This is a genomic window from Gordonia sp. ABSL11-1 (genome assembly GCF_030315685.1).
Classification (GTDB): domain Bacteria; phylum Actinomycetota; class Actinomycetes; order Mycobacteriales; family Mycobacteriaceae; genus Gordonia.
This window is the reverse complement of the sequence record NZ_JASXSI010000003.1, coordinates 235353-260484: the sequence shown is the minus strand read 5'-3', so window position 1 is coordinate 260484 and position 25132 is coordinate 235353. Positions and strand designations below refer to the sequence as shown.

30 protein-coding genes and 2 pseudogenes are annotated in these 25132 nt (G+C 67.8%); 20 read left to right on the top strand and 12 right to left on the bottom strand.

Annotated elements, in window-relative coordinates; all coding sequences use genetic code 11:
* Positions 1 to 62: 62 nt before the first annotated feature.
* The 11 genes and pseudogenes from QSJ19_RS05170 to QSJ19_RS05120 form a co-directional block, all read left to right on the top strand.
* Positions 63 to 1181, top strand: a pseudogene (locus QSJ19_RS05170) (MinD/ParA family ATP-binding protein); the annotation flags it as partial.
* Between the two features lie 262 nt (positions 1182 to 1443).
* The gene (locus QSJ19_RS05165) at positions 1444 to 1743 is read left to right on the top strand and encodes a helix-turn-helix transcriptional regulator (RefSeq protein WP_286318763.1); all 300 of its coding nucleotides are present in this window, start codon (positions 1444 to 1446) and stop codon (positions 1741 to 1743) included.
* The gene (locus QSJ19_RS05160) at positions 1740 to 1970 is read left to right on the top strand and encodes a hypothetical protein (protein WP_286318759.1); all 231 of its coding nucleotides are present in this window, start codon (positions 1740 to 1742) and stop codon (positions 1968 to 1970) included. The genes QSJ19_RS05165 and QSJ19_RS05160 overlap by 4 nt, the downstream gene beginning before the upstream one ends.
* A 212-nt stretch (positions 1971 to 2182) precedes the next feature.
* Complete coding sequence (locus tag QSJ19_RS05155) at positions 2183 to 4360, top strand: AAA family ATPase (RefSeq protein WP_286318757.1); 2178 nt, start codon at positions 2183 to 2185, stop codon at positions 4358 to 4360.
* Between the two features lie 299 nt (positions 4361 to 4659).
* Positions 4660 to 5010, top strand: coding sequence for a hypothetical protein (locus QSJ19_RS05150; protein ID WP_286318754.1), 351 nt, complete (start codon positions 4660 to 4662; stop codon positions 5008 to 5010).
* Complete coding sequence (locus tag QSJ19_RS26750) at positions 5007 to 5762, top strand: HNH endonuclease (RefSeq protein ID WP_353507116.1); 756 nt, start codon at positions 5007 to 5009, stop codon at positions 5760 to 5762. Before QSJ19_RS05150 ends, QSJ19_RS26750 begins: the two co-directional genes overlap by 4 nt.
* A 195-nt stretch (positions 5763 to 5957) precedes the next feature.
* Positions 5958 to 6191 (top strand): hypothetical protein, encoded by a 234-nt coding sequence (locus QSJ19_RS05140; RefSeq protein ID WP_286318753.1) that lies wholly within the window; start codon positions 5958 to 5960, stop codon positions 6189 to 6191.
* Positions 6188 to 6454, top strand: coding sequence for a hypothetical protein (locus QSJ19_RS05135; protein ID WP_286318752.1), 267 nt, complete (start codon positions 6188 to 6190; stop codon positions 6452 to 6454). Before QSJ19_RS05140 ends, QSJ19_RS05135 begins: the two co-directional genes overlap by 4 nt.
* A gap of 160 nt (positions 6455 to 6614) precedes the next feature.
* Positions 6615 to 8540 (top strand): HK97 family phage prohead protease, encoded by a 1926-nt coding sequence (locus QSJ19_RS05130; protein ID WP_286318751.1) that lies wholly within the window; start codon positions 6615 to 6617, stop codon positions 8538 to 8540.
* A 94-nt stretch (positions 8541 to 8634) separates the two neighbouring features.
* Entirely contained in the window at positions 8635 to 9126 is a 492-nt protein-coding gene (locus QSJ19_RS05125) for a hypothetical protein (protein ID WP_286318750.1), read from the top strand.
* Complete coding sequence (locus QSJ19_RS05120) at positions 9127 to 9276, top strand: hypothetical protein (protein ID WP_286318749.1); 150 nt, start codon at positions 9127 to 9129, stop codon at positions 9274 to 9276.
* Here QSJ19_RS05120 and QSJ19_RS05115 read toward each other — a convergent pair.
* Positions 9260 to 10621, bottom strand: a complete 1362-nt coding sequence (locus QSJ19_RS05115) for a recombinase family protein (protein ID WP_286318748.1) — start codon at positions 10619 to 10621, stop codon at positions 9260 to 9262. The genes QSJ19_RS05120 and QSJ19_RS05115 overlap by 17 nt on opposite strands.
* A 23-nt stretch (positions 10622 to 10644) precedes the next feature.
* Here QSJ19_RS05115 and QSJ19_RS05110 point away from each other — a divergent pair.
* Positions 10645 to 11052, top strand: a pseudogene (locus QSJ19_RS05110) (MinD/ParA family ATP-binding protein); the annotation flags it as partial.
* Positions 11053 to 11142: 90 nt separating this feature from the next.
* Here the strand turns inward: QSJ19_RS05110 and QSJ19_RS05105 are convergent.
* Entirely contained in the window at positions 11143 to 11772 is a 630-nt protein-coding gene (locus QSJ19_RS05105; protein ID WP_286318747.1) for a DedA family protein, read from the bottom strand.
* A gap of 197 nt (positions 11773 to 11969) precedes the next feature.
* Here QSJ19_RS05105 and QSJ19_RS05100 point away from each other — a divergent pair, with 197 nt between their 5' ends.
* Entirely contained in the window at positions 11970 to 13070 is a 1101-nt protein-coding gene (locus QSJ19_RS05100; protein WP_502876094.1) for an alpha/beta fold hydrolase, read from the top strand.
* Between the two features lie 78 nt (positions 13071 to 13148).
* Positions 13149 to 13703 carry a TM2 domain-containing protein gene (locus tag QSJ19_RS05095; protein ID WP_286318746.1) on the top strand — a complete coding sequence of 185 codons (555 nt, stop codon included), beginning with the start codon at positions 13149 to 13151 and terminating at the stop codon, positions 13701 to 13703.
* Positions 13704 to 13885: 182 nt separating this feature from the next.
* Here the strand turns inward: QSJ19_RS05095 and truA are convergent, their stop codons facing one another.
* The 9 genes from truA to QSJ19_RS05050 all read right to left on the bottom strand — a co-directional run bounded on the left by truA (position 13886) and on the right by QSJ19_RS05050 (position 19371).
* Positions 13886 to 14761 (bottom strand): tRNA pseudouridine(38-40) synthase TruA, encoded by an 876-nt coding sequence (truA, locus tag QSJ19_RS05090; RefSeq protein ID WP_286318745.1) that lies wholly within the window; start codon positions 14759 to 14761, stop codon positions 13886 to 13888.
* A 27-nt stretch (positions 14762 to 14788) separates the two neighbouring features.
* Positions 14789 to 15421: a 50S ribosomal protein L17 gene (gene rplQ, locus QSJ19_RS05085; protein WP_286318744.1), complete on the bottom strand. Its 633-nt coding sequence runs from the start codon at positions 15419 to 15421 to the stop codon at positions 14789 to 14791.
* Between the two features lie 63 nt (positions 15422 to 15484).
* Complete coding sequence (locus QSJ19_RS05080; RefSeq protein ID WP_187589733.1) at positions 15485 to 16537, bottom strand: DNA-directed RNA polymerase subunit alpha; 1053 nt, start codon at positions 16535 to 16537, stop codon at positions 15485 to 15487.
* Between the two features lie 75 nt (positions 16538 to 16612).
* Positions 16613 to 17218: a 30S ribosomal protein S4 gene (gene rpsD, locus QSJ19_RS05075; RefSeq protein WP_286318743.1), complete on the bottom strand. Its 606-nt coding sequence runs from the start codon at positions 17216 to 17218 to the stop codon at positions 16613 to 16615.
* A 22-nt stretch (positions 17219 to 17240) separates the two neighbouring features.
* Positions 17241 to 17648, bottom strand: a complete 408-nt coding sequence (rpsK, locus tag QSJ19_RS05070) for a 30S ribosomal protein S11 (protein ID WP_005170497.1) — start codon at positions 17646 to 17648, stop codon at positions 17241 to 17243.
* Positions 17648 to 18016, bottom strand: a complete 369-nt coding sequence (gene rpsM / locus QSJ19_RS05065) for a 30S ribosomal protein S13 (protein WP_187589731.1) — start codon at positions 18014 to 18016, stop codon at positions 17648 to 17650. Before rpsM ends, rpsK begins: the two co-directional genes overlap by 1 nt.
* Before the next feature lie 232 nt (positions 18017 to 18248).
* Positions 18249 to 18362, bottom strand: a complete 114-nt coding sequence (gene rpmJ, locus QSJ19_RS05060) for a 50S ribosomal protein L36 (RefSeq protein WP_005207978.1) — start codon at positions 18360 to 18362, stop codon at positions 18249 to 18251.
* Positions 18363 to 18436: 74 nt separating this feature from the next.
* Positions 18437 to 18658: a translation initiation factor IF-1 gene (gene infA, locus QSJ19_RS05055; RefSeq protein WP_005170487.1), complete on the bottom strand. Its 222-nt coding sequence runs from the start codon at positions 18656 to 18658 to the stop codon at positions 18437 to 18439.
* A 368-nt stretch (positions 18659 to 19026) separates the two neighbouring features.
* A complete protein-coding gene (locus QSJ19_RS05050) occupies positions 19027 to 19371 on the bottom strand; it encodes an FAD-dependent monooxygenase (protein ID WP_286318741.1) in 345 nt (114 codons plus the stop codon).
* Between the two features lie 27 nt (positions 19372 to 19398).
* Between QSJ19_RS05050 and QSJ19_RS05045 the strand changes: the two genes are divergently transcribed.
* The 3 genes from QSJ19_RS05045 (at position 19399) to QSJ19_RS05035 (ending at position 21230) form a co-directional block, all read left to right on the top strand.
* Entirely contained in the window at positions 19399 to 19815 is a 417-nt protein-coding gene (locus tag QSJ19_RS05045) for a MarR family winged helix-turn-helix transcriptional regulator (RefSeq protein ID WP_286318740.1), read from the top strand.
* A gap of 300 nt (positions 19816 to 20115) precedes the next feature.
* A complete protein-coding gene (locus QSJ19_RS05040) occupies positions 20116 to 20502 on the top strand; it encodes a phage holin family protein (protein WP_286318739.1) in 387 nt (128 codons plus the stop codon).
* On the top strand, positions 20499 to 21230 hold the full coding sequence (locus QSJ19_RS05035; RefSeq protein WP_286318738.1) for an SIMPL domain-containing protein: 732 nt from the start codon (positions 20499 to 20501) through the stop codon (positions 21228 to 21230). The genes QSJ19_RS05040 and QSJ19_RS05035 overlap by 4 nt, the downstream gene beginning before the upstream one ends.
* 106 nt (positions 21231 to 21336) lie before the next feature.
* On the opposite strand, the gene QSJ19_RS05030 is transcribed toward QSJ19_RS05035, so the two are convergent.
* Complete coding sequence (locus QSJ19_RS05030; RefSeq protein WP_286318735.1) at positions 21337 to 22215, bottom strand: LLM class F420-dependent oxidoreductase; 879 nt, start codon at positions 22213 to 22215, stop codon at positions 21337 to 21339.
* Positions 22216 to 22408: 193 nt separating this feature from the next.
* Between QSJ19_RS05030 and QSJ19_RS05025 the strand changes: the two genes are divergently transcribed.
* Genes QSJ19_RS05025 through QSJ19_RS05015 form a run of 3 tightly spaced genes read left to right on the top strand, consistent with a single transcriptional unit; the run spans position 22409 to position 25127 of the window.
* Positions 22409 to 23521 (top strand): ABC transporter substrate-binding protein, encoded by a 1113-nt coding sequence (locus QSJ19_RS05025; RefSeq protein WP_286318733.1) that lies wholly within the window; start codon positions 22409 to 22411, stop codon positions 23519 to 23521.
* The gene (locus tag QSJ19_RS05020; RefSeq protein WP_286318731.1) at positions 23518 to 24384 is read left to right on the top strand and encodes an ABC transporter permease; all 867 of its coding nucleotides are present in this window, start codon (positions 23518 to 23520) and stop codon (positions 24382 to 24384) included. The genes QSJ19_RS05025 and QSJ19_RS05020 overlap by 4 nt, the downstream gene beginning before the upstream one ends.
* Positions 24363 to 25127 carry an ABC transporter ATP-binding protein gene (locus QSJ19_RS05015; protein WP_286318729.1) on the top strand — a complete coding sequence of 255 codons (765 nt, stop codon included), beginning with the start codon at positions 24363 to 24365 and terminating at the stop codon, positions 25125 to 25127. The genes QSJ19_RS05020 and QSJ19_RS05015 overlap by 22 nt, the downstream gene beginning before the upstream one ends.
* Positions 25128 to 25132: the final 5 nt, after the last annotated feature.

Here is a 25132-nt window from a genome sequence, read left to right as displayed (position 1 = left end):
GTAGACTCTCCGCGAACGATGGAATTCACACCATCGAACCGTTCACAGGGGGATCCATCCGAATGACGTACGACAACTCCGGGAGTTTCGACAATTCCGGCGTGCCGGCGCCCCCACCGTGGCTCCAGTTCGCCGATCTGGAGTCGCTCGAGGTGCCGCCCGAGTCCGCACCGTCGTCGCGCGAGCAGCGTCCGTCTCCACCGACGACCGGCCCGTATCCGGAACGCCCACAACCCACCCCACCGTCGCCGGGAGCCTCGCGCGACGACCTCGCCGGGCCGTCCGCACCTGGGCCGTCACAGCCCATCCCGCCGCACAGCACCGGCCCGACCGGCGAGGCGCCACGTCCACCGCAGCCTCCGGGACCGGGCCCCGCCGCGGACCAGACCTTCGAGCAGGGGCCACCCGCGCACCCGTCGCCCCCCATGCCACCGGCCCCGTATCCGGCACCGCCGTATCAGCCGGGTCCGCCCCCGCCGGCACCGACACCTCCCCCGCATCAACAGCCGTATCCCTCGCAGCCGGCGCCACCCGCCTCGGGACCGATGACACCCCCGGTGGGCCCGGGTGCGCCGTACGGCAACGGGTATCCGATGACTCCACCCGGCTACGGTGACCCGCACGCCGGCCCGGCACTCGACGAGGTGGCGCTGATCCGCAAGGCCAGGCGCGCACCGAGCCGCGGCTGGCGTCGCGCCGTGCACACCATGTCCGCGGGCGCGATCAATCCCGGAGAGTCCCAGGCGGACATCGAGTACAAGCATCTCCTCGAGCGGGTGAACCGCCCCGTCCGCGGCGACTACCGGATCGCGGTCCTGTCCCTCAAGGGCGGCGTCGGCAAGACGACGACCACGGTGGGCCTGGGCTCGACCTTCGCCTCCCTGCGCGGGGATCGCGTCATCGCCGTCGACGCCAACCCGGATCTGGGCACCCTCGCGCAGCGGGTACCGCAACAGACCCGCTCGACGGTGCGCGATCTGCTCGCCGACGAGAACGTGTACCGCTACTCCGATGTCCGCGCACACACGTCGCAGGCTCCCAGTCGACTCGAAGTGCTTGCGTCCGAACGTGATCCGGCAATGGCCGAGGCGTTCAGCGACGAGGAGTACCGCGGGGTGATGCGCATCCTGCAGCGCTTCTACAACATCATCATCACCGACTGCGGTACCGGCAAGACACATCACGAACCGCTATCTAGCGTCGCGTAACAGTAGGCCGTTCCACCCGAGTGTTAACGCACGTAGTTAGCTTGCAGCGCAACGGATCTCGGGTGATTGACCGCAACTCTCGCGCTATGTATTGTCTGTCTTATCGCTTTCCGCGACCAAGGCTTGAGTACCTGGCACATCGTTAGTGACCACGGCGAAGCGCTTGAAAATGGGTACCGGGCCGATCCTGGCAGCTCACGGAGTGATCTCTCACCCGTGATCCCAGGAGCACAACATGTCCACCCGGACACTCCCTCGGCGGTTGCTCACCAAGGCACAGGTTGCCGCCGATCTCGACATCTCCGACCGCACCCTCACGCGGTACATCGAACAAGGCCGAATCACCACCGTCCGGCTCGGACCTCGCAAGGTCCGCATTGACGCCGACGAGCTGGAGCGGTTCCGCGCCGAGCTGGCCGACCAGGCCGAGGCCAAGGAGCGACGCCGACACGTCGCGGCGTTGGTCGCCAAGGCCCCGCCGCTGACCGCTGACCAGGCCGCGCGAATCACCGCCGTCCTCAAGGCCTCGGCGTGAGCGCCGCGGTCCTGGCGGCCGTCGCCGCGCTCGCGTTCGCGCTCGGCACGTGGACGGCGCTCATCGTGACGACCATGGCCACCCGTCACCGACCTCCAGCCGGTTGCGTCCTGGCCTCGGTGCCCGCCGACGCCACCGAGTCCATGGCCCGCGTCCTGGCCGCCGAGGTCCGACCGAGACCGACCGAATCGGCGGACTCCCAGGTCTCGGCTCCACGCGTCACGTGACGTTTCGCCATTCACCAACCCGACCGCGCGCGAACACGTCAATGGCCTTGGGCCGCAAGAACTTACGAGAACCAGGAGGCACTCACGTGCCCACGAAAACGGAAACGGCCCTCGGCCAGTCGCCAGCCGAGGACCGTCCCAGTCTCACCAACCAACCGGGCGGAACATCACTAACACCCGGTCACGCCAGAATACCGGACCGCGGTCCGATTTTGCTCGAACATGGCGCACTGACCGACACCGCGGCCGAGGTGGCCTACGTCCGGGAGTTGACCCGCGCGGGATGGGAGATCCTCCTCACGCGCGCCGACAAGAAGCCCGACAACATCGACATGCTCAAGGCCCGCGGGGTCCGCACGGCCGAGCGCACCGGGTTCTACCTGGCGACCTCGGACCCGGATCTGGCCGAGGCCTACGTCCGCCAGCACTGGGCCAACCGTGACCGAGAGACCGGGGCCGCGCTGAGCGTCGGCGTCCGGGTCGGCCAGGGCTCCGGTCTGGTCATCGTGGACGCCGACAACGACGCCGAGGTGGGCGCATGGCGGGCATGGTGGCGTGCCAACGTCGGCGGAGATCTCCCGGCGGCCACCGTGTCCTCCCCCGGCGTCCAGGACGCCGCCGGGGCCTGGGTCCACAAGAACGGCGGCCACTGGTACCTCCAGCTCCCCGCCGGGTACCTCATCCCCGAACGCGCACCGGCCGGGGTCCCCGTCCGCGGTGGTGACCACCAGGCCACGCTCAAGGTTCGCGACTCCTACGCGGTCATGCCGCCGAGCGTCCGCGCCGAGGGACCCTACCGGGTCACCGGGAAGATCCTGCCCGCGCCGACCGCGGTCCTGGACCTCATCGACGCGTCGGCCTCCTCGGTGCGTGAGCCGGGCGAGTTCGACCGCGCAACCTCCGATCACCCCATCGACGCGTGGGCCGCCTCGGTCACCTGGGACGAACTCCTCACCGAGGCCGGTTGGACCCTGCACGACGTGCCCGAGCGGTGTGGGTGCCCGACTTGGACCCGGCCGGGTGGCTCTGCCGATCCCAAGTCCGCGGTTGCCCACGGGGACGCGTGCGACCGCGGCAACGATCAGCTCCACGTGTGGAGCAGTACGGTTCAAAATGACTGGGGGACAAGCAATCTCACCAAGGCCCAGTTCGTCGCGCACACCTGGCACGGCGGGGACCTGGCCGAGGCTCTCAACGGCCTGGGAATCGACCGGCCCGCCGGTGGGACCGCGGTGTCGGCCGCCGACCTGGCGACCTCGGCCGCGTCCCGGACGCGCGTCCCCGGCTCCTGGGAGCGGATCGACCTCACCGACATCGTCCGCGGCAAGGCCAAGCCCGTGGTCCCCGTGCGGTGGCGTCGGGACGACGGGCTCCACCTGCTCTATCCCGGACTGACTCACTCCATCCATGGGGAATCGGAGTCCGGCAAGTCCCTGCTCATGCAGGCCGAGGCCGTCGCCACGATCAACTCCGGCGGCCGGGTTCTGTTCCTGGACTACGAATCCGACCAGTTCTCGGTGGTCGGGAGGCTCCGGGAGATGGGCGCGGACGATGAGGCGATCCTCGGGCTGTTCGACTACCGCCGACCCGAGGACCGGCCCGACGCCAACCCCACGGCCTGGGACGAGATCCTGGCCGGGGACTACGCGCTCATCATCATCGACGGCGTCACCGCGTCCCTGGGCACGTTCGACCTGTCCGGGATGAGCAACGACGATGTCAACGCGTGGACGCGGGCACTCCCGCGCAAGCTGGCCGAGGCCACCGGCGCGCCTCTGGTCATGGTGGACCACGTCACCAAGAGCGACGACGGCCGCGGACGCTGGGCCATTGGTGCCCAGGCCAAAATGGCTGACATCACCGGGGCCGCGTACACCGTGGAGGTCATCGACCAGCCGCGGCGCGGGCACAAGGGCAAGCTCCGGGTCCGGGTCGGCAAGGACCGGCCGGGATATGTCCGGCCGCGGTGCGCCGCCAAGGGCCGCGAACACATGCAAGTGGTCGGTGAGGTCGTCGTGGACGGCACCGATCCCGACCGGCTCACGCTCACGATGGAGGCCCCGGCCACCACGCTCGACGCCGACATGCCCGTCACTTCCAAGGGCACCGCGCGCGATGAGGACCTCATGGCCCGGATCTGGGCCGAGATCGTCCGGCGACGTGACGAACACACCGCGTCGAACACCGGCGCGGAGGAGTTCCTGTTCTCACAGAACGAGATCGAGAGCAGCGTCAAGGGCAAGTCCCAGAGAATCCGGGACCACGTCAAGACCCTGGCCAATGAGGAGTACATCGAGGCCACGGGAGCCCGTTTCCGGCTCCTGCGGGACCACTACGTCAACCCCAAGGCCGTCAGCGCCGAGGACCTCGGCCAGGCCGGTGCCGCATGAATCCCGGCTACTGCGTCCCTGCGTCCCTGGTGCGTCCCACTGCGTCCCGGACGCGGGTCCCCACTACCGCGTCCCGCGTCCCCCCCTCTAGTAGGGGGACGAGGGACGAGCCGGGGATGTGCAGGTCAGAAGGTTCTGAATCTTCTACCGCGTCCCGCGTCCCGAGGCCCCGGCCTGGGGAGGTGCGTCCCTCGCGTCCACCACCCAGGGGAGGGACCGCACCGACTCCGATCCCCGCCTCCGCCGGTCATCCGCGGAGCCCGTTACACACCCCACCCACAACCCAGGAGAACCTAACCGTGAGCACCAACAACCCCACTCTGGCATTGGATACCTACCCACCCGAAGACGGCCGTGAGGTCATCCTCCAGGTCATGCTCCGCGCTCTGGCGTCGGAGGCCATGCGCCAGGGACCGCTCCGCGTCGTGGAGACCACGCCCGGATCGTTCGATGTCATGTTGCGGCTGGACGGGACGTACTCGCGTCGTGAGGCCGCCGAGGCGTCGGCGCGGTTCCTCCTCGGCGCGCTTCGAGATCATGCGTTCCCCACCGTCGTGCCGGTCGATGTCGAACGCACACCGGAGTCTGGCCTGGGAGATCTCCTCATCGCGATGGGTGAGCAGACCACCGAGGACGGCACTGGCCGATGACCGCTCCCGCCAGGCGTCGGCAGCAACGGCCAGAAGGCGGCCCCATCGCACTGGCCGCCGCGATCTTGCGCGGGAGCGCCAACCTCCACGGCGCTCGGTGTGTCGATTACGTCGGGGAGTTCGACGTGGACCAGCACGCCGAGGATCTCGGTTACCGCGACGAGCGGGAGCGGTGGGAGTTCTGCCAGGTGGTGTGTCGCGCGTGTCCTGCCCGCGCGTCGTGCTGGTCATGGGCCGATGGACTCACCGGCCACCGCAAGCCCGCCGGTCCGTTGGCCACCACCAACGGTCAACCCGTTCCCGATCACCCGAGCCCAGCGGGCACGCCACCAGCACGCCGAGCCACTGCCCGAGGCAGAGCCACCACCGAGTACCCCACAACGCTCCCGGAGCGCCAGGAGGCGAATCCGGCCCAGTATCAACCGATCCAGGAGACAACACCGATGACAAGACGACGCAAGCCCTCGAACGGCGACATCAGCGGGCGCAAGTACCGCAACGCGCGGGACCGATTCCGCGCCAAATGTGAAGCTGCGCAAGCACATTGCCACCTATGTGGTGGCGGCATAGATTATTCGCTCCCCGGTGGTGAGCCCAATTCGTTCGAGCTTGACCACTTCTACGCCAGAGCGACCCACCCGGAACTGACCGACGATCCGGGAAATTGGCGCGCCAGTCACTCCGATTGCAACCGGGCGCGAGGGTCCAAGCCCGTCCGTACGACGCTCGGCGTCCCGTCTCGGGTCTGGTGACCCCGCGCCGGTCCTGGGCCGTCTCCGGCGGCCTGGGAGCCAGCATGACCCCCCCGGTAGGGGTTGCAATCGCTGGATCGCGTCCCCGATGGACACTCCGCCGGTGTGTCGGCGTGAAAAAACCGGCCCGCTGACCAGCGAAAACACCCACCCATGTTGACCACAACCGTTAACACACAAGGAGATCCGCTCACCATGAGCACAGAACCCCTACAGGGCCTCTCGGTCCTCGCCGCGCGAGCGATACTCGCGCTGGTGGACGGCGATATTCCGGCCGCGCTCGACGCCATTGAGGACGCCGGAGACGACATCCACGAGGTCCGCCGTCTCGCGCTGGCCTTGGCTCAGTTCCGCGCCAACGTGACCACGCCGGACGACGCCGCCGAGCTGGCCCAGGTGGCCTTGGAGCGGCAGGAGGACCGACCGTGAACACCTCCCTCACACCCGTCCGCGCCGTTGGCACGACATCGCACCGCGTGCGCGGCGTCGGAGTCCACGATCATCATGACTTCCGCGCCGACGACGGGACCCACATCCAGATCACCCGCTGGCCGACTGCGCCACACCGAACCGCCCAGGTGGTCATCACCAGGCCGGACGGACGCGTGGACGGCCGCGAGGACATCCACTCCTCGGTGGTGAGCGTCGCCGGTCTGCTCCGCGTGTCGGGATACGTCCTGACTGGCGATTGACCGGGTATCGTTGTCGCCGGAGCACGCGGCCAGCGCGTCGGCCAGGTCTCAGCGAGACCCCGCCAGACACCCGCCAGCGAGATCCGACGCACATCCGCCCAGTGGGCGTAGATCGGCGTTGTTGAGTTACTCCAATTCCAGTGTCTAGGAGGCACTTTCAGTGAAGCATAAGCAAGTCCCGCTTGCCGGGATCAAGACCTCTGGACTGGCCGAGGGTGAGTTCATCGGGTACGCGTCCACGTTCGGGAATACCGACATCCAAGGCGACCGAGTCATGCCGGGAGCGTTCGCCAAGAGTCTCGACGCCATGGCGTCGGGAGGGCAGGTGACCCCGATTCTGTGGATGCACCGGGCTACCGATCCGAAGGCGTTCGTCGGGGAGATCAAGTCAGCCCGTGAGACGGACGAGGGACTGGAGATCCACGCCGCGCTCGATACCGACACACCCGAGGGAGCCGCCGCGTACAAGGCCGTGAAGGCTCGGCGGATCACCACGTTGTCCATCGGGTATGCCACCCGTGACGCGGTGAAGGCCTCGGACGGTGTCCAGGAACTCCGGGATCTCGACCTCATGGAGGTGTCCCTGGTCCTCCGTCCTGCCAACGACCGTGCGGTGATTACCGCGTCCAAGTCCGGCGACAATGCCGAGGACAAGTCCGTCATCGTCATCGCACGGAAGGCGCTCGCCGCGGTCAGCGGGAAGGCCTCGGAGTTCGTGGCGGCCGACGAGACCGAGGACGACAACGAGACGGACCCGGCCGACGACACCGATCAGTCGCTCGGGGACCGTTTCCTGGCGCTGCTGGAGCGGGCGACCGAGGAGGCCCAGGCGCTCATCTCCGCGGCCGAGGATGAGGGCCGTGACCTGAGTCCAGAGGAGGCCGGTCAGGTCGCCAAGGCGCTCCGCGCCGCGCACGGCTGGAAGTCGGAAGTCGAGAAGTGGGGCGACATGACCCCGTCGCAGCGCTGGGGTCTCCAGTTCGCCCATGACGTTATGGGCGGCAAGTGCTCCGGCGACGAGTTCCGAGCCAAGTTCGGTGACGACCAGGAGACCGCCACCGGATTCCAGACATTCGACGCCACCGGCGTCGGCATCCACACCAAGACACGTAAGACCAAGTCCCACAAGGAGATCCCCACCGTGGAAACCACCAAGTACCTCCCGCTCGGCTCCGGCCGCAAGGCCGCCGCCCAGGCGATCACCGCCAAGATGACCGGCCAGACCGCGCTCCACGACGGTGGCGTCGGCACCAAGGCCCTCACCAGCTCCGGCCAGGTGGTCACCGACATCCCAGTCATGCCCGGTGTCATCGCCACCGGACGACCGGCGGTGTCGATTCTCGACGTGGTCCCGACCGAGCGCCGGACCGCGCCGACGTACCGGTTCATTCGCCAGGCGTCGCGCGCTCTGGCCGCCGCCGCGGTGGCCGAGGGCGACGAGAAGCCTGTCAGCGCGATGGGGACCCAGACCATCGACAACACGGTCAGCGTCATCGCCCACCTGAGTGAGCCGATTGACAAGTTTGTGCTTGCCGACGCGGGCCAGTTGGTCAAGTTCGTGACCGACGAGATGTTGTACGGCCTGGATGTCGCGGTCCAGGCGCAGGTGTTGAACGGCACCGGCACCGGCGCAAACCAGACGGGCCTCCTCAACACTTCGGGAATTCAGGTCCAGGCGTTCGCCACCAACGTGCTGACCTCGGTCCGCAAGGCGATCACCGCACAGGAGGCCTTGGGCTACGCGCCGAGCGTCCTGGTGATCCGCCCGGACGACTGGGAGGCCTTGGAGTTGCTGGCCACCACCGACGCGGCCCTGTCCTACCGCGGGGTTCCGTTGGACCAGGGTGAGCGGCGTATCTGGGGACTCCGCGCGGTCCTCTCGACGGCGCTCCCCGCCAAGACCGCGCTGGTGCTCGACCCGAACGCGGTGAGCGTCGATACGGTCGGCGGGATCGACGTGGAATGGTCCACCGAGTCAGGTGAATTGTTCGCCCGGAACCAGGTGCAGCTCCGCGTCGAAGGTCGGTTCGGTGTCTCGGTCTATCAGCCGAGCGCGGTGGTGAAGGTGGCCACCCAGGCCGCGTAAGTCCCACCGCACAACCGCACACCACCGGCGGCCTCGGACTCCTCTCCCGAGGCCGCCGGTCTGGTCAATAGCTCACTGACACAGGGAGATTCACATGGGATTCCTCGGCGGACACTTTGACGGGGAGATGACCTCGGAGGGCAACGGCGCACGCGTGCGCGCCGGTGTCCGAGACATTCCGATCATCGGGGACGTGGACCTGGTCAACGTCCACGTCTCAGGGTTCCGGGACGGCGGTCAGGTCGGCGTGGACCGCGCCGCGGCGTCGGCCGCCAAGCTGGCCGCGCTGCACAAGGAACGCGGTGAGTCCCGCACCCAACGCCAGGAACGCCGCGCGACCTCGGGAGCGGCCCGGACCGCACCGGCGGCGTCGGGAGACCGCCAGGGTGGCCGTGACGCGCCGACGCGTTCGGGCTCCAGCTCCGCGGCGTCGGGGTCCTCGGCGGCCGACGCCGGACACGTCCCCACCGGCCGGACCCCGTCGCGCAAGGTCGTAACGGTCGGGTACGCGCGGGCCAAGCATGAGATCCGCCCCGGCGTCCCGTGCCCGTCGTGCGCGGCCGGGATCACGCGGCCGGTGGCGTAGGTGACCGTGGGTGAGCTGGTGGCCCTCGGCCGCCGGATCATGGCCGTGGGTGCCGAGGAGCGCAAGGCCGCCAAGTTGGCCACGCTGCGCCAGGGTGACGCCGCCCCGTTCAGGGCCAACGCTCTGGTGTCGGCTATCGCCAGTCGATGACCACGGTGGACGGGTCAAACCTGTTGCGGCCTCGGACACCTCGGCAGAGCCGGATCTCGGCCAGCGCGTCAACCACCGCGCGCTGGGCCATGAGGTCGGCGGCCAGGAACGCCGCGGCCGGGTCCTCGGTACCCAGCACCGACCCCAACGCCGAGCCGTTGCGCTGGCTCCCGAGCTGCTGCTCCACCTCTGTGAGCTGGACCCGGAGCCGCTCCACCTTGGTCCGGTGGAGCCGCGCGTCGATCTCATCGGCCAGGTACTCCTCATCCACCACCGCGATCCGTGCCCGGAGCCGCTCGGCCTCGGCCACCAGCGGGGCCATGTCGGCCTGGGCCGGGGCCAGGAGTTCGGCCGCGTCGGCCTGGCGGAGCCGCTCGGCCACGACCTCCCGGACCAGGCCGTCCGCGACGTGAGCGACCCGAGACACGTGGCCGTGGCACTGGTAGGACCGTCCTCCGGCCAGCTTCATCGGGCCTCGGCACTCATCGCAACGGTAGAGCCCGGACCCGAGGTGTTTCCGCGCCGTGCTCACCGCGCGGGCCTTGCGCTCCGGCGCGGCAAACGTGGCCTGGACCAGGTCGAAATCGGCCCCGTCGATGATCGGCTCCCACTGGCCGACGACACCGGCCAGGACCTCACCGTTGTGGACCACCCGGCCGACGTAACGCGGGTTGGTGAGGATGGTCTTGACGGTGGCCGGGTGCCACCGACGACCGGACCGGGTCGGCACCCCATCGGCCTCCAGCCGCTTGGCGATCCCGTGGACCGCGCCACCGGCCAGGAACTCAGCGAAGATCCGGCGGACCACCTTGGCCTCCTCGGGGATGACCGCGCCACCGTGCGCGTACCCGGTGAGCCGGTGACCCTTGACCGGGGCCTTACCCGACGCCGCGCGCTGGGCCTCGGCGCGTTTCTGGCGTGCGGACTTGCGCTCCACCTCGGCGCGCGCCACCGCGGCCTTGATCCGCGCGAACAACCTGCCCGCGTCGGTGGTGAGGTCGGCCTCCCCGTTCGTGGTCACCAGCGCCAGGCCGGAGGCCTCGGCCGCGTCGATCCAGTCCTCCAGTTGCCGCGGCTGGCGCGTGAGCCGGTCCAGGTCGTAGCAGACCAGCGCGTCGAACGCTCCGGCGTCGTAGGCCTTGACCAGCGCGTCATATCCCGGCCGGACCTTGCGCGCGTCCGACGCCGAGATGGAGTTATCGCTCCAGACCCCGGCCAGGGTCCAACCGCGCTCGGCCAGAATGGCCTTGGCGTCCTCCTCCTGGCGGGCAACCCCGAGGGCCTCCCCCGTTCGGTCCAGAGAGATCCGGGTGTAGATCGCGGCGCGGCGTCGTGCGGTGGTCATGCCAGGATCATAGCGGTTGACGATGTTATATGGGTCTGAGCCACTCCGCGATGAACGGTGTCCTCGACATGGCGAACGCGATCATCCTGGTCAGTTCACCGGCGATGGACGGCGCGCGCAGTGCGGGCGCGACACTCGACTGGCTCGAGGCCCACGGCTACGGACACCTGGTGTCGCGGGCGGTCGTCGTCCTCAGCTCGTCACGGCCGGGAGCGTCGACGATCGACACCGATCAACTCGGCCAGCACTTCCTCACCCGATGCCGCGCCGTGCACAAGATCCCGTTCGACGATCACCTCTCCGAGGGCGCCGACGTCGACCTCGAACTGGTCGGCAAGAACACCCGCCGGGCGTTCGCCGAGCTCGCCGCGACGATCGCCGACGACTTCTCGGCGGCATCCGCCGACCGCGACGAACCGTTTTACCAGTAGCTCGCAGATCGCACGCAGATGACGTGGAACGTCACGGTCAGCGATACGTTCACCGTCATCTGATCACCGGTCCCGCCGACACCGGCCGCGTCACGCAGCCGGGTCGTCGTCGGGGACCTTCCGCGACGCACGCCACCGGCGCCCGAAGTGGATCGCGGTGGGGACCACGACCGTCAACACCGACGCGATGATGAACAGCTCGAGATGATCGCGGATGATCGCCACCTGACCGAGCCAGTACCCGAGCATGATCAGGCCTGCCGCCCAGGCGATGCTGCCGAGCACGCTGAACAGCGTGAACACCCGATAGGACATGCCGGTGAAGCCGGCGACGACGGGCGTCAGGGTCCGCACGATCCCGATGAACCGGGCGAAGAACACGGTCACGGCGCCGAAGCGCTCGAAATACCGATGTGTCTTCTCCAGGGGCTCCGGGCCGATCATCCGCATCACCCGCCCCTCGACGACACCCGAGCCCAGACGTCGGCCGATGACGTAACCCAACTGATCGCCGATGATCGCCGCGGCCGGGACCGTGAGGCACAGCAGCCACCACGGTGCAAACGGATCCGGTTGCGCGGCAAGCACACCCGCGGTGAACAAAACCGAGTCCCCGGGAAAGACGAAGCCGATCAGCAGCCCGGTCTCGACGAAGATCAGGACACAGAGACCGATCAGCCCACCGGTGGCCAGGAAGCTGTCGACATCGAACGGATTCATCATGTCCAGCCTAGTCAGGCAGGCACCCCACCCGACCGCTGCGACGGCAGACGGCGCACCAGCGTTCAACCGACGTTAACTCGATGCAACATCCTGGGCAGAATGTGCCAACGTAGGGTTTACTCGGGGTCAGGACGCCGCCGCGGCAGCACCGCGAGACGAGCGCGTACTTGAGACGTGATCCACGAGGAGCCACCGTGTCCGGAACCACCCACCCGCCCACCGGGGGCGCCCGCGGACGGCCGCGTGCGACGTCGCCGAAGGCCCCAGCGCTGCGTCCGGTCGTCGACACCGACGTCCGCATCGAGTATCACACCATCCACGGCTACCGTCGGGCCTACCGCATCGCCGGGAGCGGACCCGCACTGCTCCTTATCCACGGCATCGGCGACAACTCGTCCACCTGGGACGAGGTGATCCCCACGCTGGCGCAGCACTACACGGTCATCGCGCCCGATCTGCTGGGTCACGGTCTGTCGGACAAGCCCCGCGCCGACTACTCGGTCCCGGCCTTCGCCAACGGAATGCGCGATCTGCTGGTGGTTCTCGGACATTCGAAGGTGACCGTCGTCGGGCACTCCCTCGGCGGTGGCGTGGCCATGCAGTTCTGCTATCAGTTCCCGCGGTTCGCCGAGCGGCTGGTGCTGGTGGCGGCCGGTGGCGTGACGCGTGATGTGAACCCCGCACTACGTCTCGTCTCCACCCCGGTCGCCCACGAGATCCTCACGATGCTCCGACTGCCGGGCGTCGTGCCCGCCTTGCGGCTGGGCGCCCGGACCCTCGCCGCCGCTCCACGGATCCCCGGTGTGCCGAACGCGGTCTCGCCGCGGAGGCTGCTCAACGATCACGAGGACCTCGTCCGCGTCCTCGGCGATCTGACCGATCCGACGGCGTCGTCGGCGTTCCTGCGCACATTGCGTGCCGTGGTCGACTGGCGCGGCCAGGTGGTCACCATGATGGACCGATGCTATTTGACCGAGCGTCTTCCGGTGTTGTTGATCTGGGGTGACGAGGACACCGTGATCCCCTATCAGCACGCGCTGCTCGCACACTCCGCCATCCCGCATTCCGAACTCGAGACCTTCACGGGCTGTGGCCATTTCCCGTTCCGGTCCGATCCGGAGAGGTTCGCCAAGCTCGTCATCGACTTCATCGACCGCCACGACGCCGTGGTGTTCGATCCCGTCAACTGGCGCCACCTGATGAGCGAAGGTCAGCGACCCGAGGAGTTCGTCGGGGACGACGAGACCGTCGAGGCCGTCCTGGAGGCGATCGAGGACGGTCGCAGCGCGACCTGACCGTCCGGCGGATGGTGGTCGGTCATCCGGCCGTATGACGTGTGCCGGTATGTCAGGTGATCGTGCGATGATGTGCCGATGAGCTATCCGGGCCCCTCCTCCGACGATCCGTACCGCGACCCACGCGCGGGCACGTCCGGCGATCCGTACGGACAGGCGAATCCCTACTCGCAGCCGAATCCGTACGGCGACCCCTATGGCAACCCCGCGGGGTACGGCGCGGCCGGTCAGCCCTACGGCGTGCCTCAGGGAGGCCAGGCATACGGCGGCCAGCCATACGGCGGTCAGCCCTATGTCAATTACGGCACTCCGTACGGTGGGGTGCCCGGGATGGATCCCTCCGCACCGTTCGGGCGTGATCCGATGTCCGGGCTGCCCTACTCCGACAAGTCCAAGATCGTCGCCGGGCTCCTGCAGATCTTCCTCGGCACGTTCGGGGTGGGTCGTTTCTACCTGGGCGACAACCAGACCGGCGGCATCCAGCTGGGCCTGACCATCCTCGGCTGGATCACCCTGGTGTTCATCGTCGGTCTGTTCATCCTGATGGGCGTCGGCCTCTGGGCCCTGATCGACGGCATCATGATGCTGACCGGCAGCGTGCGCGACCGCAACGGACTGCCGCTGCGGTCCTGACCCCGCACCGCCGACTCCTCCGATCACCGTTTCGTACAGCCGTCGCCCTCACGCGGTGGTCCGCGCCGCCCGACGATGCAGTTCGGCCGCCACCACGGACCGGCGAGTTGACCTCTTCGTATCCGCGATGGCCGCCGCATGACTGCCCACCCGGGCGTCGGAGATCCCGCACACGCGCGGGGTCAGTCCCCGCAGCAGCCGCCCGGCGACCGCACGTCACGGGTGATCTGGTTGCGCGCGGCGAGTTCCGCGTCCGACGGATAGTCGACGCCGACGAGACACAGACCCCGGGCCTCGGCGACCGGGACCGTGCTGCTCCGCGTCCGCTCCGCCAGCAGTCCACGACACCAGTCGACGTCGCGACGACCGTCGCCGACGCTGGCGACGGCGCCCACCAGCGACCGAACCATCGACCAGCAGAAGGCGTCGGCGCTGACCCGTCCGATCAACACCCCGTCGGAATCGATCGTCCACTCGAAGCGCTGCAGGTCCCGGATCGTCGTGGCGCCCTCCCGCCGCCGGCAGAAGGCCGCGAAGTCATTGAGGCCTATCAAGGTCCGGGAGGCGTCGTTCATCGCGTCGACGTCAAGGGGGCGACGCCAGGTCGCCGTCGTGCGGGCGGCGATCGGCTCGGCGCCCCACACCGAGTCGGTCAGCCGATAGCTGTAGTGGCGCCGGAGCGCCGAGAAACGGGCATCGAAGTCGGTGCTCACCGCGGCGATCCGTCGGACCCGCACATCGTCGGGCAACATCTTCGCCAGCCGGCCGACGAGCCGCGACGGGTCCCCGTCGATCGACCGCGTATCCAGCGACGACGCGGGGATGTCGGTGTGCGCGACCTGGCCGGTCGCATGCACCCCGGCGTCGGTGCGGCCGGCCACCGTCAATCGGACGGGAACACGCAGGACGGTGGCCAGGGTGTCCTGCAGGGCACCGCACACCGTCCGCTGCCCGACCTGGGCTGCCCACCCGGCGAAGTCGGTGCCGTCGTAGGAGATGTCGAGCCGGAGACGACAGAGCCCGCCGTCACCGGAGATGGTGACGGCGGGCTCTGACAAGACGTGCGGACTCAGGCGTCCGACTTCTTACTTCTTGCCGCCGTCGACGTCCGCGCCCGCTGCCTCGGCATCGGGGGCGGTCGCCGCGGACGACTCGTCGTCGACGGCCTCGGCCACGGCCTCGGCGTTCTCGACCTGAGCGTCGGTGGCGTCGGCCTCGACGGCCTCCACCGGGTTCTCCGCGTCGGCGGCCGAGGCGTCATCCTCGGTTGCGACGACGTCTTCGGTCTCCGAGAGCTTGTCCTCGGCGGCCTTCTTCGAGGCGGCGACGCGCGTGGCCCGGCTGGCCTCGCTCGACGCGGTCGACTCGCGCACCAGCTCGATCACGGCCATGGGGGCGTTGTCGCCCTTGCGCGGCAGCGTCTTGATGATGCGGGTGTAGCCGCCCGGACGGTCTGCGAAGAACGGACCGATCTCGGCGAACAGGGTGTGCACGACATCCTTGTCACGGATGTCCTTCATCACCTCACGCCGATTGGCCAGCGAACCGGCCTTGGCGTGGGTGATCAGCTTCTCGGCGTACGGGCGCAGCCGCTTCGCCTTCGCTTCGGTGGTGGTGATCCGGCCGTGCTCGAAGAGCGAGGTGGCGAGGTTCGCCAACATCGCCTTCTGATGGCTGGCCGACCCGCCGAGGCGGGCACCCTTGGTGGGCTTGGGCATTTCTCTTCTCCTAGGAGAGACTCCCGATCGCAGTGATGCGGAAGTCAGGGTTGGGCGAGCGCCTTACAGCTGCTCGGTTTCAGCGAAATCCTCACCGGAGTCGGCGTCGAACGACGCGTCATCCGACCACGTTCCGGTCGCCGGGTCGTAACCGGCGACCTGCGACGGGTCGAAGCTGGCCGGGCTGTCCTTGAGTGACAGTCCGAGAGCATGCAGCTTGACCTTGACCTCGTCGATCGACTTCTGCCCGAAGTTGCGGATGTCGAGCAGATCCGACTCGGTCCGTGCCACCAGCTCGCCGACGGTGTGGACACCCTCGCGCTTCAGGCAGTTGTAGGACCGGACGGTCAGCTCGAGATCCTCGATCGGCAGGCTGAACGACGCGATGTGGTCGGCCTCGGCCGGCGACGGCCCGATCTCGATGCCCTCGGCCTCGACGTTGAGCTCGCGAGCCAGACCGAACAGCTCGACCAGGGTCTTGCCGGCCGACGCCAGGGCGTCGCGGGCGCTGATCGAGTTCTTGGTCTCGACATCGAGCACCAGACGATCGAAGTCGGTGCGCTGCTCGACACGGGTGGCCTCGACCTTGTAGGTCACCTTGAGCACGGGCGAGTAGATCGAGTCGACCGGGATACGGCCGATCTCGGCGCCCGACGCCTTGTTCTGCACGGCCGGCACGTAGCCACGGCCCCGCTCGACGACGAGCTCGATCTCGAGCTTGCCCTTGTCGTTCAGGGTCGCGATGTGCAGGTCGGGATTGTGCACGGTGACACCGGCCGGAGGCACGATGTCGGCGCCGGTGACGGTGCCCGGACCCTGCTTGCGCACGTACATGGTGACCGGCTCGTCCTCTTCGGAGCTGACCACGAGGCCCTTGAGGTTCAGGATGATGTCGGTGACGTCTTCCTTCACCCCGGGGACGGTGGTGAACTCGTGCAGGACACCGTCGATGCGGATGCTGGTGATCGCAGCTCCGGGGATCGACGAGAGCAGGGTACGGCGCAGCGAGTTGCCGAGGGTGTAGCCGAAGCCGGGCTCGAGCGGTTCGATGACGAACTTCGACCGGTCGTCGGCGATGATCTCCTCGGTCAGGGTGGGTCGCTGTGAGATGAGCATTTCGTGTTTCTCCTTTGGCCGACCGCTATATGACGGCCTCGAGGGTGAACCGAGCAGCGTTGTGCTGCAGGGCGATTACTTCGAGTAGAACTCGACGATGAGCTGTTCGGCCAGCGGCACATCGATCTGCGCGCGCTCGGGCACCTGGTGCACGAGGATGCGCAGCGTCGAGGGGACCACCTGCAGCCAGCCCGGGACCGGACGGTCGCCCTGGATCTCCTTGGCGATCTGGAACGGCACGGTCTGCAGCGACTTCGGACGGACGTCGATGATGTCGTACTGGCTGACCCGATAGCTGGGCACGTCGACATTGACACCGTTGACGGTGAAGTGGCCGTGCGTGACCATCTGACGGGCCTGACGACGGGTCCGGGCCAGGCCGGCGCGGTAGACGACGTTGTCGAGGCGGGTCTCGAGGATCTTCAGCAGTTCGTCACCGGTCTTGCCGTTGCGACGGTTGGCCTCTTCGTAGTAGCGACGGAACTGCTTTTCCATCACTCCGTAGGTGAAGCGGGCCTTCTGCTTCTCCTGCAGCTGCTGCAGGTATTCGCTCTCCTTGATCCGCGAACGACCGTGCTGGCCGGGCGGGTAGGGGCGACGCTCGAACGCCTGATCGCCGCCGATGAGATCGACGCGCAGACGACGGGACTTCTTTGTTGCGGGGCCGGTATAACGAGCCATTTTCTATTCTCTTCCTTTCCCGCTAGACCCGGCGCCGCTTGGGCGGACGGCAACCGTTGTGCGGCTGCGGGGTGACATCGGAGATGGTGCCGACCTCGAGACCGGCGGCCTGCAGCGACCGGATGGCGGTCTCGCGACCCGACCCCGGTCCCTTGACGAACACGTCGACCTTCTTGACGCCGTGCTCCTGGGCCTTGCGCGCAGCGTTCTCGGCTGCGAGCTGAGCCGCGAACGGGGTGCTCTTGCGCGAGCCCTTGAAGCCGACATGACCCGAGGACGCCCAGCTGATGACGGCGCCGTTGGGGTCGGTGATCGACACGATGGTGTTGTTGAACGTCGACTTGATGTGTGCGTTGCCGTGCGGGACGTTCTTCTTATCGCGACGGCGGGTGCCCTTCTTGGGGCCTGCGCTTCGTGACTTGGGTGGCATTACTTCTTCTTCCCGGCGATGGTCTTCTTCGGGCCCTTGCGAGTGCGGGCATTGGTCTTGGTGCGCTGTCCACGGACGGGCAGGCCACGACGGTGGCGCAGACCCTGGTAGCAGCCGATCTCGATCTTGCGACGGATGTCGGCCTGAACCTCGCGACGCAGGTCACCCTCGACCTTCACCGAGTTCTCGATGTACTCACGCAGCTTTGCGACGTCTGCGTCGGTCAGATCCTTGGCACGGAGGTCGGGGCTGAGCCCGGTTCCGTCCAGGATCTCCTTGGAGGTGGTACGACCAACTCCGTAGATGTAGGTCAGTGCGATCTCCAGCCGCTTCTCGCGCGGGAGATCCACACCAGCAACACGTGCCATGTGGCGTTTCCTTCACTCCTCAGAGGTCTGCTCCTGGTCCGCCCCTCTCTCTGCGGAGGGCTCCGGCCTCTGAACCGGAGGTGGGCGCCGACCCGTATGTCGGTGCTGGTGCCAGGAGGGCTTCACAAGAATCTGTTCAGCTCTGTAGGTGTATTCAGTTGTCTGTAACTGTGTCGCCCGCTCGCTTCGCTCCCGGCGCGACGTCTCAAGCGACCCCGAGGGGTGCCGATGATCAGCCCTGACGCTGCTTGTGACGCAGGTTCTCGCAGATCACCATGACCCGACCGTTGCGGCGGATCACCTTGCACTTCTCGCAGATCGGCTTGACGCTCGGCTGAACCTTCACGTCCGCTTCTCCTCGATGGTCCAGGCACGACGAAGCCGCGCCTGATCTGTCCTCACCCCTATCTGGGGGAAGTCTTACTTGTACCGATAAACGATGCGCCCGCGACCCAGGTCGTAGGGCGAGAGTTCCACGACGACCCGGTCCTCGGGCAGGATGCGGATGTAGTGCTGCCGCATCTTGCCGCTGATGTGGGCGAGGACCTTGTGACCGTTCTCCAGCTCGATGCGAAACATCGCATTGGGCAGGGGTTCGATGACTCGTCCCTCGACCTCGATGGCCCCGTCTTTTTTCGCCATGTCCTCCGCGATCCTGGCTCGGCGGCCTCGGTGACCGCGGTAGCGGGACCGTGACGCGAAGCCGGGTTGAATCAATGTTTATCCGTTAGGGTGATGGCACCGGATCGGGTGACCGAAACCATCAGGGTGATCACCGCCGGACCCGTCTGCCCCTCCGCCGTGGGGCCGAGGACACGCAAGCACCGGCATGCGACGCACACCGACGTTCCATGCTACGCGAACTGGCAGGACAGTCCAAACCGCCAGGAACGGCGATCGCGCTCAGCGTCGGCCCGGATCGACGTCGCGGGCGCCCGCCGGGGCCTCGATCCGCACCCGGCGATCGAACATCCACTCTTGTGACCGCTCGGTGACGACATACCGGAACATCAGCCGCATGGCGGTGTCATTGAGCATGCGGCGCGACCACGCGGCGTCTTGCTGCTGCTCGCCCGCGCGCCCATCGCCACGATCTTCTCCACGCGCTGCCGTCGTGTCTGCTCGAATGCCCGGAATCCGGCCTGCGTGTCGGCGCCGGCCAGACTCGACGCCATTCCCACCGCGTCCTCGAGCGCCATCGAGGCCCCCTGGCCCGAACTCGGGGCGGGTGCGTGGACGGCGTCGCCGATCAGCCCGATCCGACCGCGATGCCATATCGGCACCGTCGGCAGGTCGTAGGTGTTGTCGCCGGCCAGCTCGAGCTCACCGTCGCGGATCAATGCGGCACCCGTCAAGCAGCGACGGCCGAGGTCGGCCGGGCGATGCAGCGGTATCAGCGCACGGTCCAGTCATTCGACGACGCGGTCGCGCGCAGGCTGGGCGTGGGTCCGGCCGACATGCGCTGTCTGGACTGGGTGTCGGAGAGACCGTGTACCGCAGGCGAGATCGCCACCGCCACCGGATTGCGGCCGGCCGCGACGACCGCACTCATCGATCGGCTCGTCGACAATGGCTTCATCCGACGGACCGCCGCGCCGACCGACCGACGCAAGGTCCTCGTCGAAATGACCGATGACGGACGACAACGGGTCTGGTCGGCGTACGGGCCGATGGTCGAGGAGGGGCAGATCCTGTTCGACGACCGGCCGATCGCCGAGCTGCATGCACTCGGCAAGCTCCTCGATTCGATGTCGGAGCTCACGGAACGGCACCGAATCCGCGTCGACGCGGGAAAATGAGACCATGGGCACCGTCGACGACTATCCGGCCGGACTCGACGCCGCCGATCGCGATGCGGTCGAGGCCATCTACGCGATAGCCCGCTCCCCCACCCGACGACGCGATACGTGCACTGATCACTGCACGCCGCGACCAGATCTGAGCGATCGGGCCCGAGGAGGGTCAGCGCAGCGGCGGACGCGCCCGCCATGGCGACATCGACGTCGGTCAGCCGTCGAAGGTGGCGCTCATCGGACGATCTTCCCGCACGGGACACACGTGTGCTGGGTGTTCGGCGAGTCTCCTGGCACACTGTGCCCATGTCCGCGTTCCTGATTCGCTCCGCGTTCACCGGCTTCGCCCTCTGGATCGCCACCCTCATCGTGCCCGGTCTCGACTTCGTCGGTGGTTCGACGACGTGGGAGAAGGTCGGGATCGTCGTCGTGGTGGCGCTGATCTTCGGCGCGGTGAACGCGATCATCAAACCGATCGTGCAGTTGCTCTCGATCCCCCTGTACATCCTGACGCTGGGGCTGATCCACGTCGTCATCAACGCCTTCATGCTGGAGATCACCGCGTGGATCACCCGCAACACCACCCATTGGGGACTCGAGGTCGACAGCTTCTTCTGGTCAGCCATCCTGGGCGCGATCGTGATCTCGATCGTGGGGTGGGCCCTCGCGTTGCTCCTCAAGGAACCGGTATGAGGCCGGGAGGGTGCCGCCCCGTCCGGATCGCCGTACTCGGCGTCGCGCTCATCACCGCACTGGGACTGAGTGCGTGCGGAAGAGACGACGGCGGTGACGATCCCCGCACGGTGACCGTCGTCGGCAACGGCAAGGTGACCGGCGTGCCGGACACGCTGCGCGCCGACATCGGTGTCGAGGCCACCGCCGCTGACGTCTCCAGCGCACTGAACGAGTCGAGCGCGCAGGTCACCAAGGTCACCGACGCGGTCGTCGCCGAGGGCGTCGACCGCAAGGACGTGGCGACCCAACAGGTCGATCTGAGTCCCCGCTATTCGAACGCGACGCCAGGCGGATCGAGCGAGATCTCCGGCTATCAGGCGACGAACACGATCCGCGTGACGATTCGCGACATCGCGAAGGCGTCCGACATCCTCGCGGCGGCCGCGACCGCCGGCGGCGACAACACCCGGATCAGCAACGTGACGTTCGCGATCGACGATGACGCCGAGTTGATGAAACAGGCCCGGGAGGCCGCCTTCGACGACGCCCGGTCGCGCGCCGACCAGTACGCGTCCCTCGCCGGCGACTCGCTGGGCAAGGTCCAGAAGATCTCCGAGACGACGAGCGGGCAGGAGCAACCCGCTCCCCTGCAACGGGATTCGTCGGTGGCGGCCGCACCGGTCCCCGTCGAGCCCGGCCAGCAGACCCTGACCTTCTCGGTGACCGTCACCTATGCGTTGACCTGACCCGCGCCAAGCGCAACCCGCTCCCCAGTGTTGTCGGTCTGGAGTTCTCCGGTGATTTCCAGCGGTTCCGGTCCGACACCCTGGCGTGCAACCGATCCGGGGACCGTCACGCCCGGATGATCGCGGTGAGCTCGTCGACGGGTGTCTCGGATCCGAGCACCTGGATGGCGACGTGGTCCGCGCCGGCGGCGAGATGCGCATCTACCTGTGCGCGCACCGACGCCGCGTCACCATGCGCGACGAGGGCGTCGATCAGTTCGTCGCTGCCGCCGTCGGCGATGTCGGCGTCGGTGTAGCCCAGCCGCTTCAGATTCGACGTGTAGTTCCGCAGGTGCAGGTACGGCTGATCCACCGGCGGACGACCCACGGCCCGCGCCGCGACCGGATTCGTGTCGACGACGACCTTGTGCTCGGGAGCGAGGAGCACGCCGGCGCCCAGTTCGTCGCGAGCCCCCTTCGTGTGGGCCGGTGGTGTGAGGTACGGATGGGCGCCGAGGGCGCGGTCGGCCGACAGGCGCAGCATCCGCGACCCGAGTGCGGCGAGCAGTCGTCGGTGCACCGGCACCGACTTCTCGTCCAGCACGTCGAGGTAGTCGCGGACCGCGTCGTACGGCTTGCGGTACTCGGCGGTGGCCTCCGGATGTCCGGCTCCGATGCCGAGATAGAAGCGGCCGGGGAAATCGGCCTCCAGAGCGTGGAACTCGTCGCCGATGACAGCGGCGTCGGTGTTCCAGATGTTGACGATGCCGGTGGCGACGGTGATGCGATCGGTGGCCGCGAGGATCGCCCGTACGGGCTGTAGATCCGTGGGTGAGCCGCCCAGCCAGATGGTGCCGAGGCCCAGTTCCTCGATCTGACGTGCCTCGTCGGCCGAGAAGCGCCCGTGCCATCCCCACGTGCCGTGTGTGCCGAATCTCGCGATGTGCGCGGCCTTGGCCGAATCGCCGCCGGGGTCCGAGGTGCTCGTGCTGATGTCACTGGTCATGTCGACGTCAACGACGCGGGGCCCGCAGAAGATTCCACACGGTTCCGCTCACTGGCGTCACCCGGCGACGACACGGACAGACGAAACGGACAAAAGACCAGCGGGGGTCTAACGGTTGGAACGCCGGACACATCGGGTGATGGTGATCCATCGACATCAGATCGACGCCTGACATCCCGGGGGTATCCCAGACGTGACCGCATTGTCCACACCAAAGGCCATGGCCGCACGCGGCTTTCGACGCCACAGATCCGCATGGCTGGTCCTCCTCGTCGCCGTCGTGACGACGCTGTCCGCCTGTTCCTCGAGCGACGGACCGGAATTGAACACCGACACACCGCTTCCCACCCAGATCCCGTCGGGCGCGACGTTGGTCGTCGCCGACCAGCAGAACCAGATCCAGACGCTTCTGCGTGCCAGCGGACTCGAGAAGACGCTTCCGTTCACCGTCGAGTATGCCAATTTCGTCGGCGGCCCGGCCATTCTGGAGGCGTTCCGCGCCGGCACCGCCGACGTCGCGCCGGTGGGCGACGTCCCGCCCATCCACGCGGCCGCGACCGGACAGCAGGTCCCCATCGTCCTCGCTCGCGAGGTCAAACCGTCGAGCATGTCCCTGGCCACGAGCCCGGGCACGACGATCCGTTCCCTCCAGGATCTGCGCGGCAAGAAGATCGCCTACGCCGAGGGCACGGCCCAGCAAGTCGTCGTCCTCCGCGCCCTGCAGAACGCCGGCCTGTCGACCGACGACGTCGAACTCACCCGACTTCAGCTCGCCGAGTTCTCCGAGGCACTCGGTGCCGGCGAGGTCGACGTCGCGCCGCTCAACGAGCCACGCCTGACCCGTTACCTGCGCGACTACGGACGCGACGGCGCCTCCATCGTGGACCCGGCGGTCGCCGGGAAGATCAACGAGGGCCTCAGCTATGTCTATGCGCGCGGGGAGTCGCTGGCCGAACCCGCCAAGGCCGCGGCCGTGCGTGCATTGACAGCGACGCTCGTGCAGGCGTTCCAGTGGACCAACACCCATCCGGCCGAATGGATCAAGTCCTACTACGTCGACGATCAGAAGGTCTCCGAGGCCGACGGCTGGAAGATCCTGAAGAGCAACGGCACGACGGCGATCCCGGCGCTCGACGACGCGCTCATCGCACGACAGCAGGGAACCATCGATCTGCTCGAGAATGCCGACGCCCTGCCCGAACCGGTGACATCCGCCGATCTCTTCGATCTCCGCTTCGCGCCGGTCGTCGACGACGCCGTGACGAAGTACGGCGCGACCCGCCAACCGGAGGACGTGACGCGATGACATCGGCGACAATCCATCAGCCCGCCACCGGGATCACATCGTCGGTCGACGGGGCCACCCCAGTCCTGGAGCGCCGTCACGGCACCGCTCGCCGTCGCCTCGGCCCCGGCCGTCGTATCCCCGGGGGATGGCTCATCGGACCGGCACTGCTGCTGCTCATCTGGATCGTCGGCTCTGCGGCGGGTGTCATCGACGAACGAACCCTGCCTGCTCCGGGGACGATCGCGGCCACCGCCGCCGAACTCTGGTCCGACGGGCGGTTGCCGGAGAACATCCTGGCGTCCCTGCGTCTGGCGTCGATCTCCCTGGTCATCGGTGTGGTCCTCGGAGTCGTCCTGGCCCTGATCTCCGGACTGAGCCGGGTGGGCGAGGCGATCGTCGACGGTCCCATCCAGATCAAGCGTGCCATCCCGACGCTGGCCATCATCCCACTGGCGATCCTCTGGTTCGGGATCGGCGATCAGATGAAGATCATCATCATCGCGACGAGCGTGCTGATCCCGGTCTACATCAACACCCATGCCCAGCTGCGCGGGGTCGATGTCCGCTACGTCGAGCTCGCGCAGACCGTGAAACTCTCCCAGTGGCAGTTCATCCGACGCGTCGCGCTACCCGGCGCGGTGCCCGGGTTCTTCACCGGACTCCGTCTGGCCGTGACCATTTCCTGGCTCGCGCTGGTCGTCGTCGAGCAGGTCAACGCGACGCAGGGCGTCGGCTACCTCATGAACCAGGCCCGCGTGTACGGGCAGTTGGACATCGTCGTCGTCGGACTGGTCGTCTACGCGGTCTTCGGCCTCGTCGGTGACGTCGTGGTCCGTGCGATCGAGAGGAGGGCCCTGTCATGGCGCAGGTCGCTGGGCTGATCGCCCCCGCCGTGGACGCGCACGTCCACGGAACCGTGCTCGCCACACGAGATCTCACCCGCCGTTATGGGAATCGTACCGTCCTGGACGGCATTGATCTGACGATCGTGTCGGGTGAGTTCGTGGCACTCCTCGGACGCAGCGGCAGTGGCAAGAGCACTCTGCTGCGTGCCGTCGCCGGACTCGACGCGGGTGTCGACGGTTCCGGCGAACTCGATGTGGCGCAGGAGACGTCAGTGGTGTTCCAGGACTCGCGTCTGCTGCCGTGGGCGCGGGTGCTGCCCAACGTCATCCTGGGACTGACCGGGCGTGACACGAGAGCGGCTGGACAGAGCGCTCTCGACGACGTCGGGCTGGGCGGACGCGAGACCGCCTGGCCGAACGAGTTGTCCGGTGGCGAACAGCAACGCGCCGCACTCGCCCGGTCCCTGGTCCGCCGGCCCGATCTCCTCCTCGCCGACGAACCGTTCGGCGCCCTCGACGCATTGACCCGGTTGCGGATGCACACCCTGCTGCGTCGGCTCTGCGAGAAGTACCGGCCCGGTGTCCTTCTCGTCACCCATGACGTCGACGAAGCGGTCACCCTCGCCGATCGTGTCCTCGTCCTCGACGACGGACGATTCGTCGCAGACCGTGACCTCACCGACCTGGGAACCCGCCGTTCACTGCGCGATCCCGCATTCGTCGCACACCGCGAAGCGCTCCTCGAGGCGCTCGGTGTCGAGACCACCACGACCAGATAGGAACT

Excerpts from the sequence above, each read along its gene's own strand:
- QSJ19_RS05165 (WP_286318763.1), top strand. The coding sequence starts at position 1,444 with ATGTCCACCCGGACACTCCCTCGGCGGTTGCTCACCAAGGCACAGGTT.
- QSJ19_RS26750 (WP_353507116.1), top strand. The coding sequence starts at position 5,007 with ATGACCGCTCCCGCCAGGCGTCGGCAGCAACGGCCAGAAGGCGGCCCC.
- QSJ19_RS05140 (WP_286318753.1), top strand. The coding sequence starts at position 5,958 with ATGAGCACAGAACCCCTACAGGGCCTCTCGGTCCTCGCCGCGCGAGCG.
- QSJ19_RS05125 (WP_286318750.1), top strand. The coding sequence starts at position 8,635 with ATGGGATTCCTCGGCGGACACTTTGACGGGGAGATGACCTCGGAGGGC.
- QSJ19_RS05115 (WP_286318748.1), bottom strand. The coding sequence starts at position 10,621 with ATGACCACCGCACGACGCCGCGCCGCGATCTACACCCGGATCTCTCTG.
- QSJ19_RS05105 (WP_286318747.1), bottom strand. The coding sequence starts at position 11,772 with ATGAATCCGTTCGATGTCGACAGCTTCCTGGCCACCGGTGGGCTGATC.
- QSJ19_RS05095 (WP_286318746.1), top strand. The coding sequence starts at position 13,149 with ATGAGCTATCCGGGCCCCTCCTCCGACGATCCGTACCGCGACCCACGC.
- rplQ (WP_286318744.1), bottom strand. The coding sequence starts at position 15,421 with ATGCCCAAGCCCACCAAGGGTGCCCGCCTCGGCGGGTCGGCCAGCCAT.
- QSJ19_RS05080 (WP_187589733.1), bottom strand. The coding sequence starts at position 16,537 with ATGCTCATCTCACAGCGACCCACCCTGACCGAGGAGATCATCGCCGAC.
- rpsD (WP_286318743.1), bottom strand. The coding sequence starts at position 17,218 with ATGGCTCGTTATACCGGCCCCGCAACAAAGAAGTCCCGTCGTCTGCGC.
- rpsK (WP_005170497.1), bottom strand. The coding sequence starts at position 17,648 with ATGCCACCCAAGTCACGAAGCGCAGGCCCCAAGAAGGGCACCCGCCGT.
- rpsM (WP_187589731.1), bottom strand. The coding sequence starts at position 18,016 with ATGGCACGTGTTGCTGGTGTGGATCTCCCGCGCGAGAAGCGGCTGGAG.
- infA (WP_005170487.1), bottom strand. The coding sequence starts at position 18,658 with ATGGCGAAAAAAGACGGGGCCATCGAGGTCGAGGGACGAGTCATCGAA.
- QSJ19_RS05045 (WP_286318740.1), top strand. The coding sequence starts at position 19,399 with ATGCAGCGGTATCAGCGCACGGTCCAGTCATTCGACGACGCGGTCGCG.
- QSJ19_RS05040 (WP_286318739.1), top strand. The coding sequence starts at position 20,116 with ATGTCCGCGTTCCTGATTCGCTCCGCGTTCACCGGCTTCGCCCTCTGG.
- QSJ19_RS05035 (WP_286318738.1), top strand. The coding sequence starts at position 20,499 with ATGAGGCCGGGAGGGTGCCGCCCCGTCCGGATCGCCGTACTCGGCGTC.
- QSJ19_RS05030 (WP_286318735.1), bottom strand. The coding sequence starts at position 22,215 with ATGACCAGTGACATCAGCACGAGCACCTCGGACCCCGGCGGCGATTCG.
- QSJ19_RS05020 (WP_286318731.1), top strand. The coding sequence starts at position 23,518 with ATGACATCGGCGACAATCCATCAGCCCGCCACCGGGATCACATCGTCG.
- QSJ19_RS05015 (WP_286318729.1), top strand. The coding sequence starts at position 24,363 with ATGGCGCAGGTCGCTGGGCTGATCGCCCCCGCCGTGGACGCGCACGTC.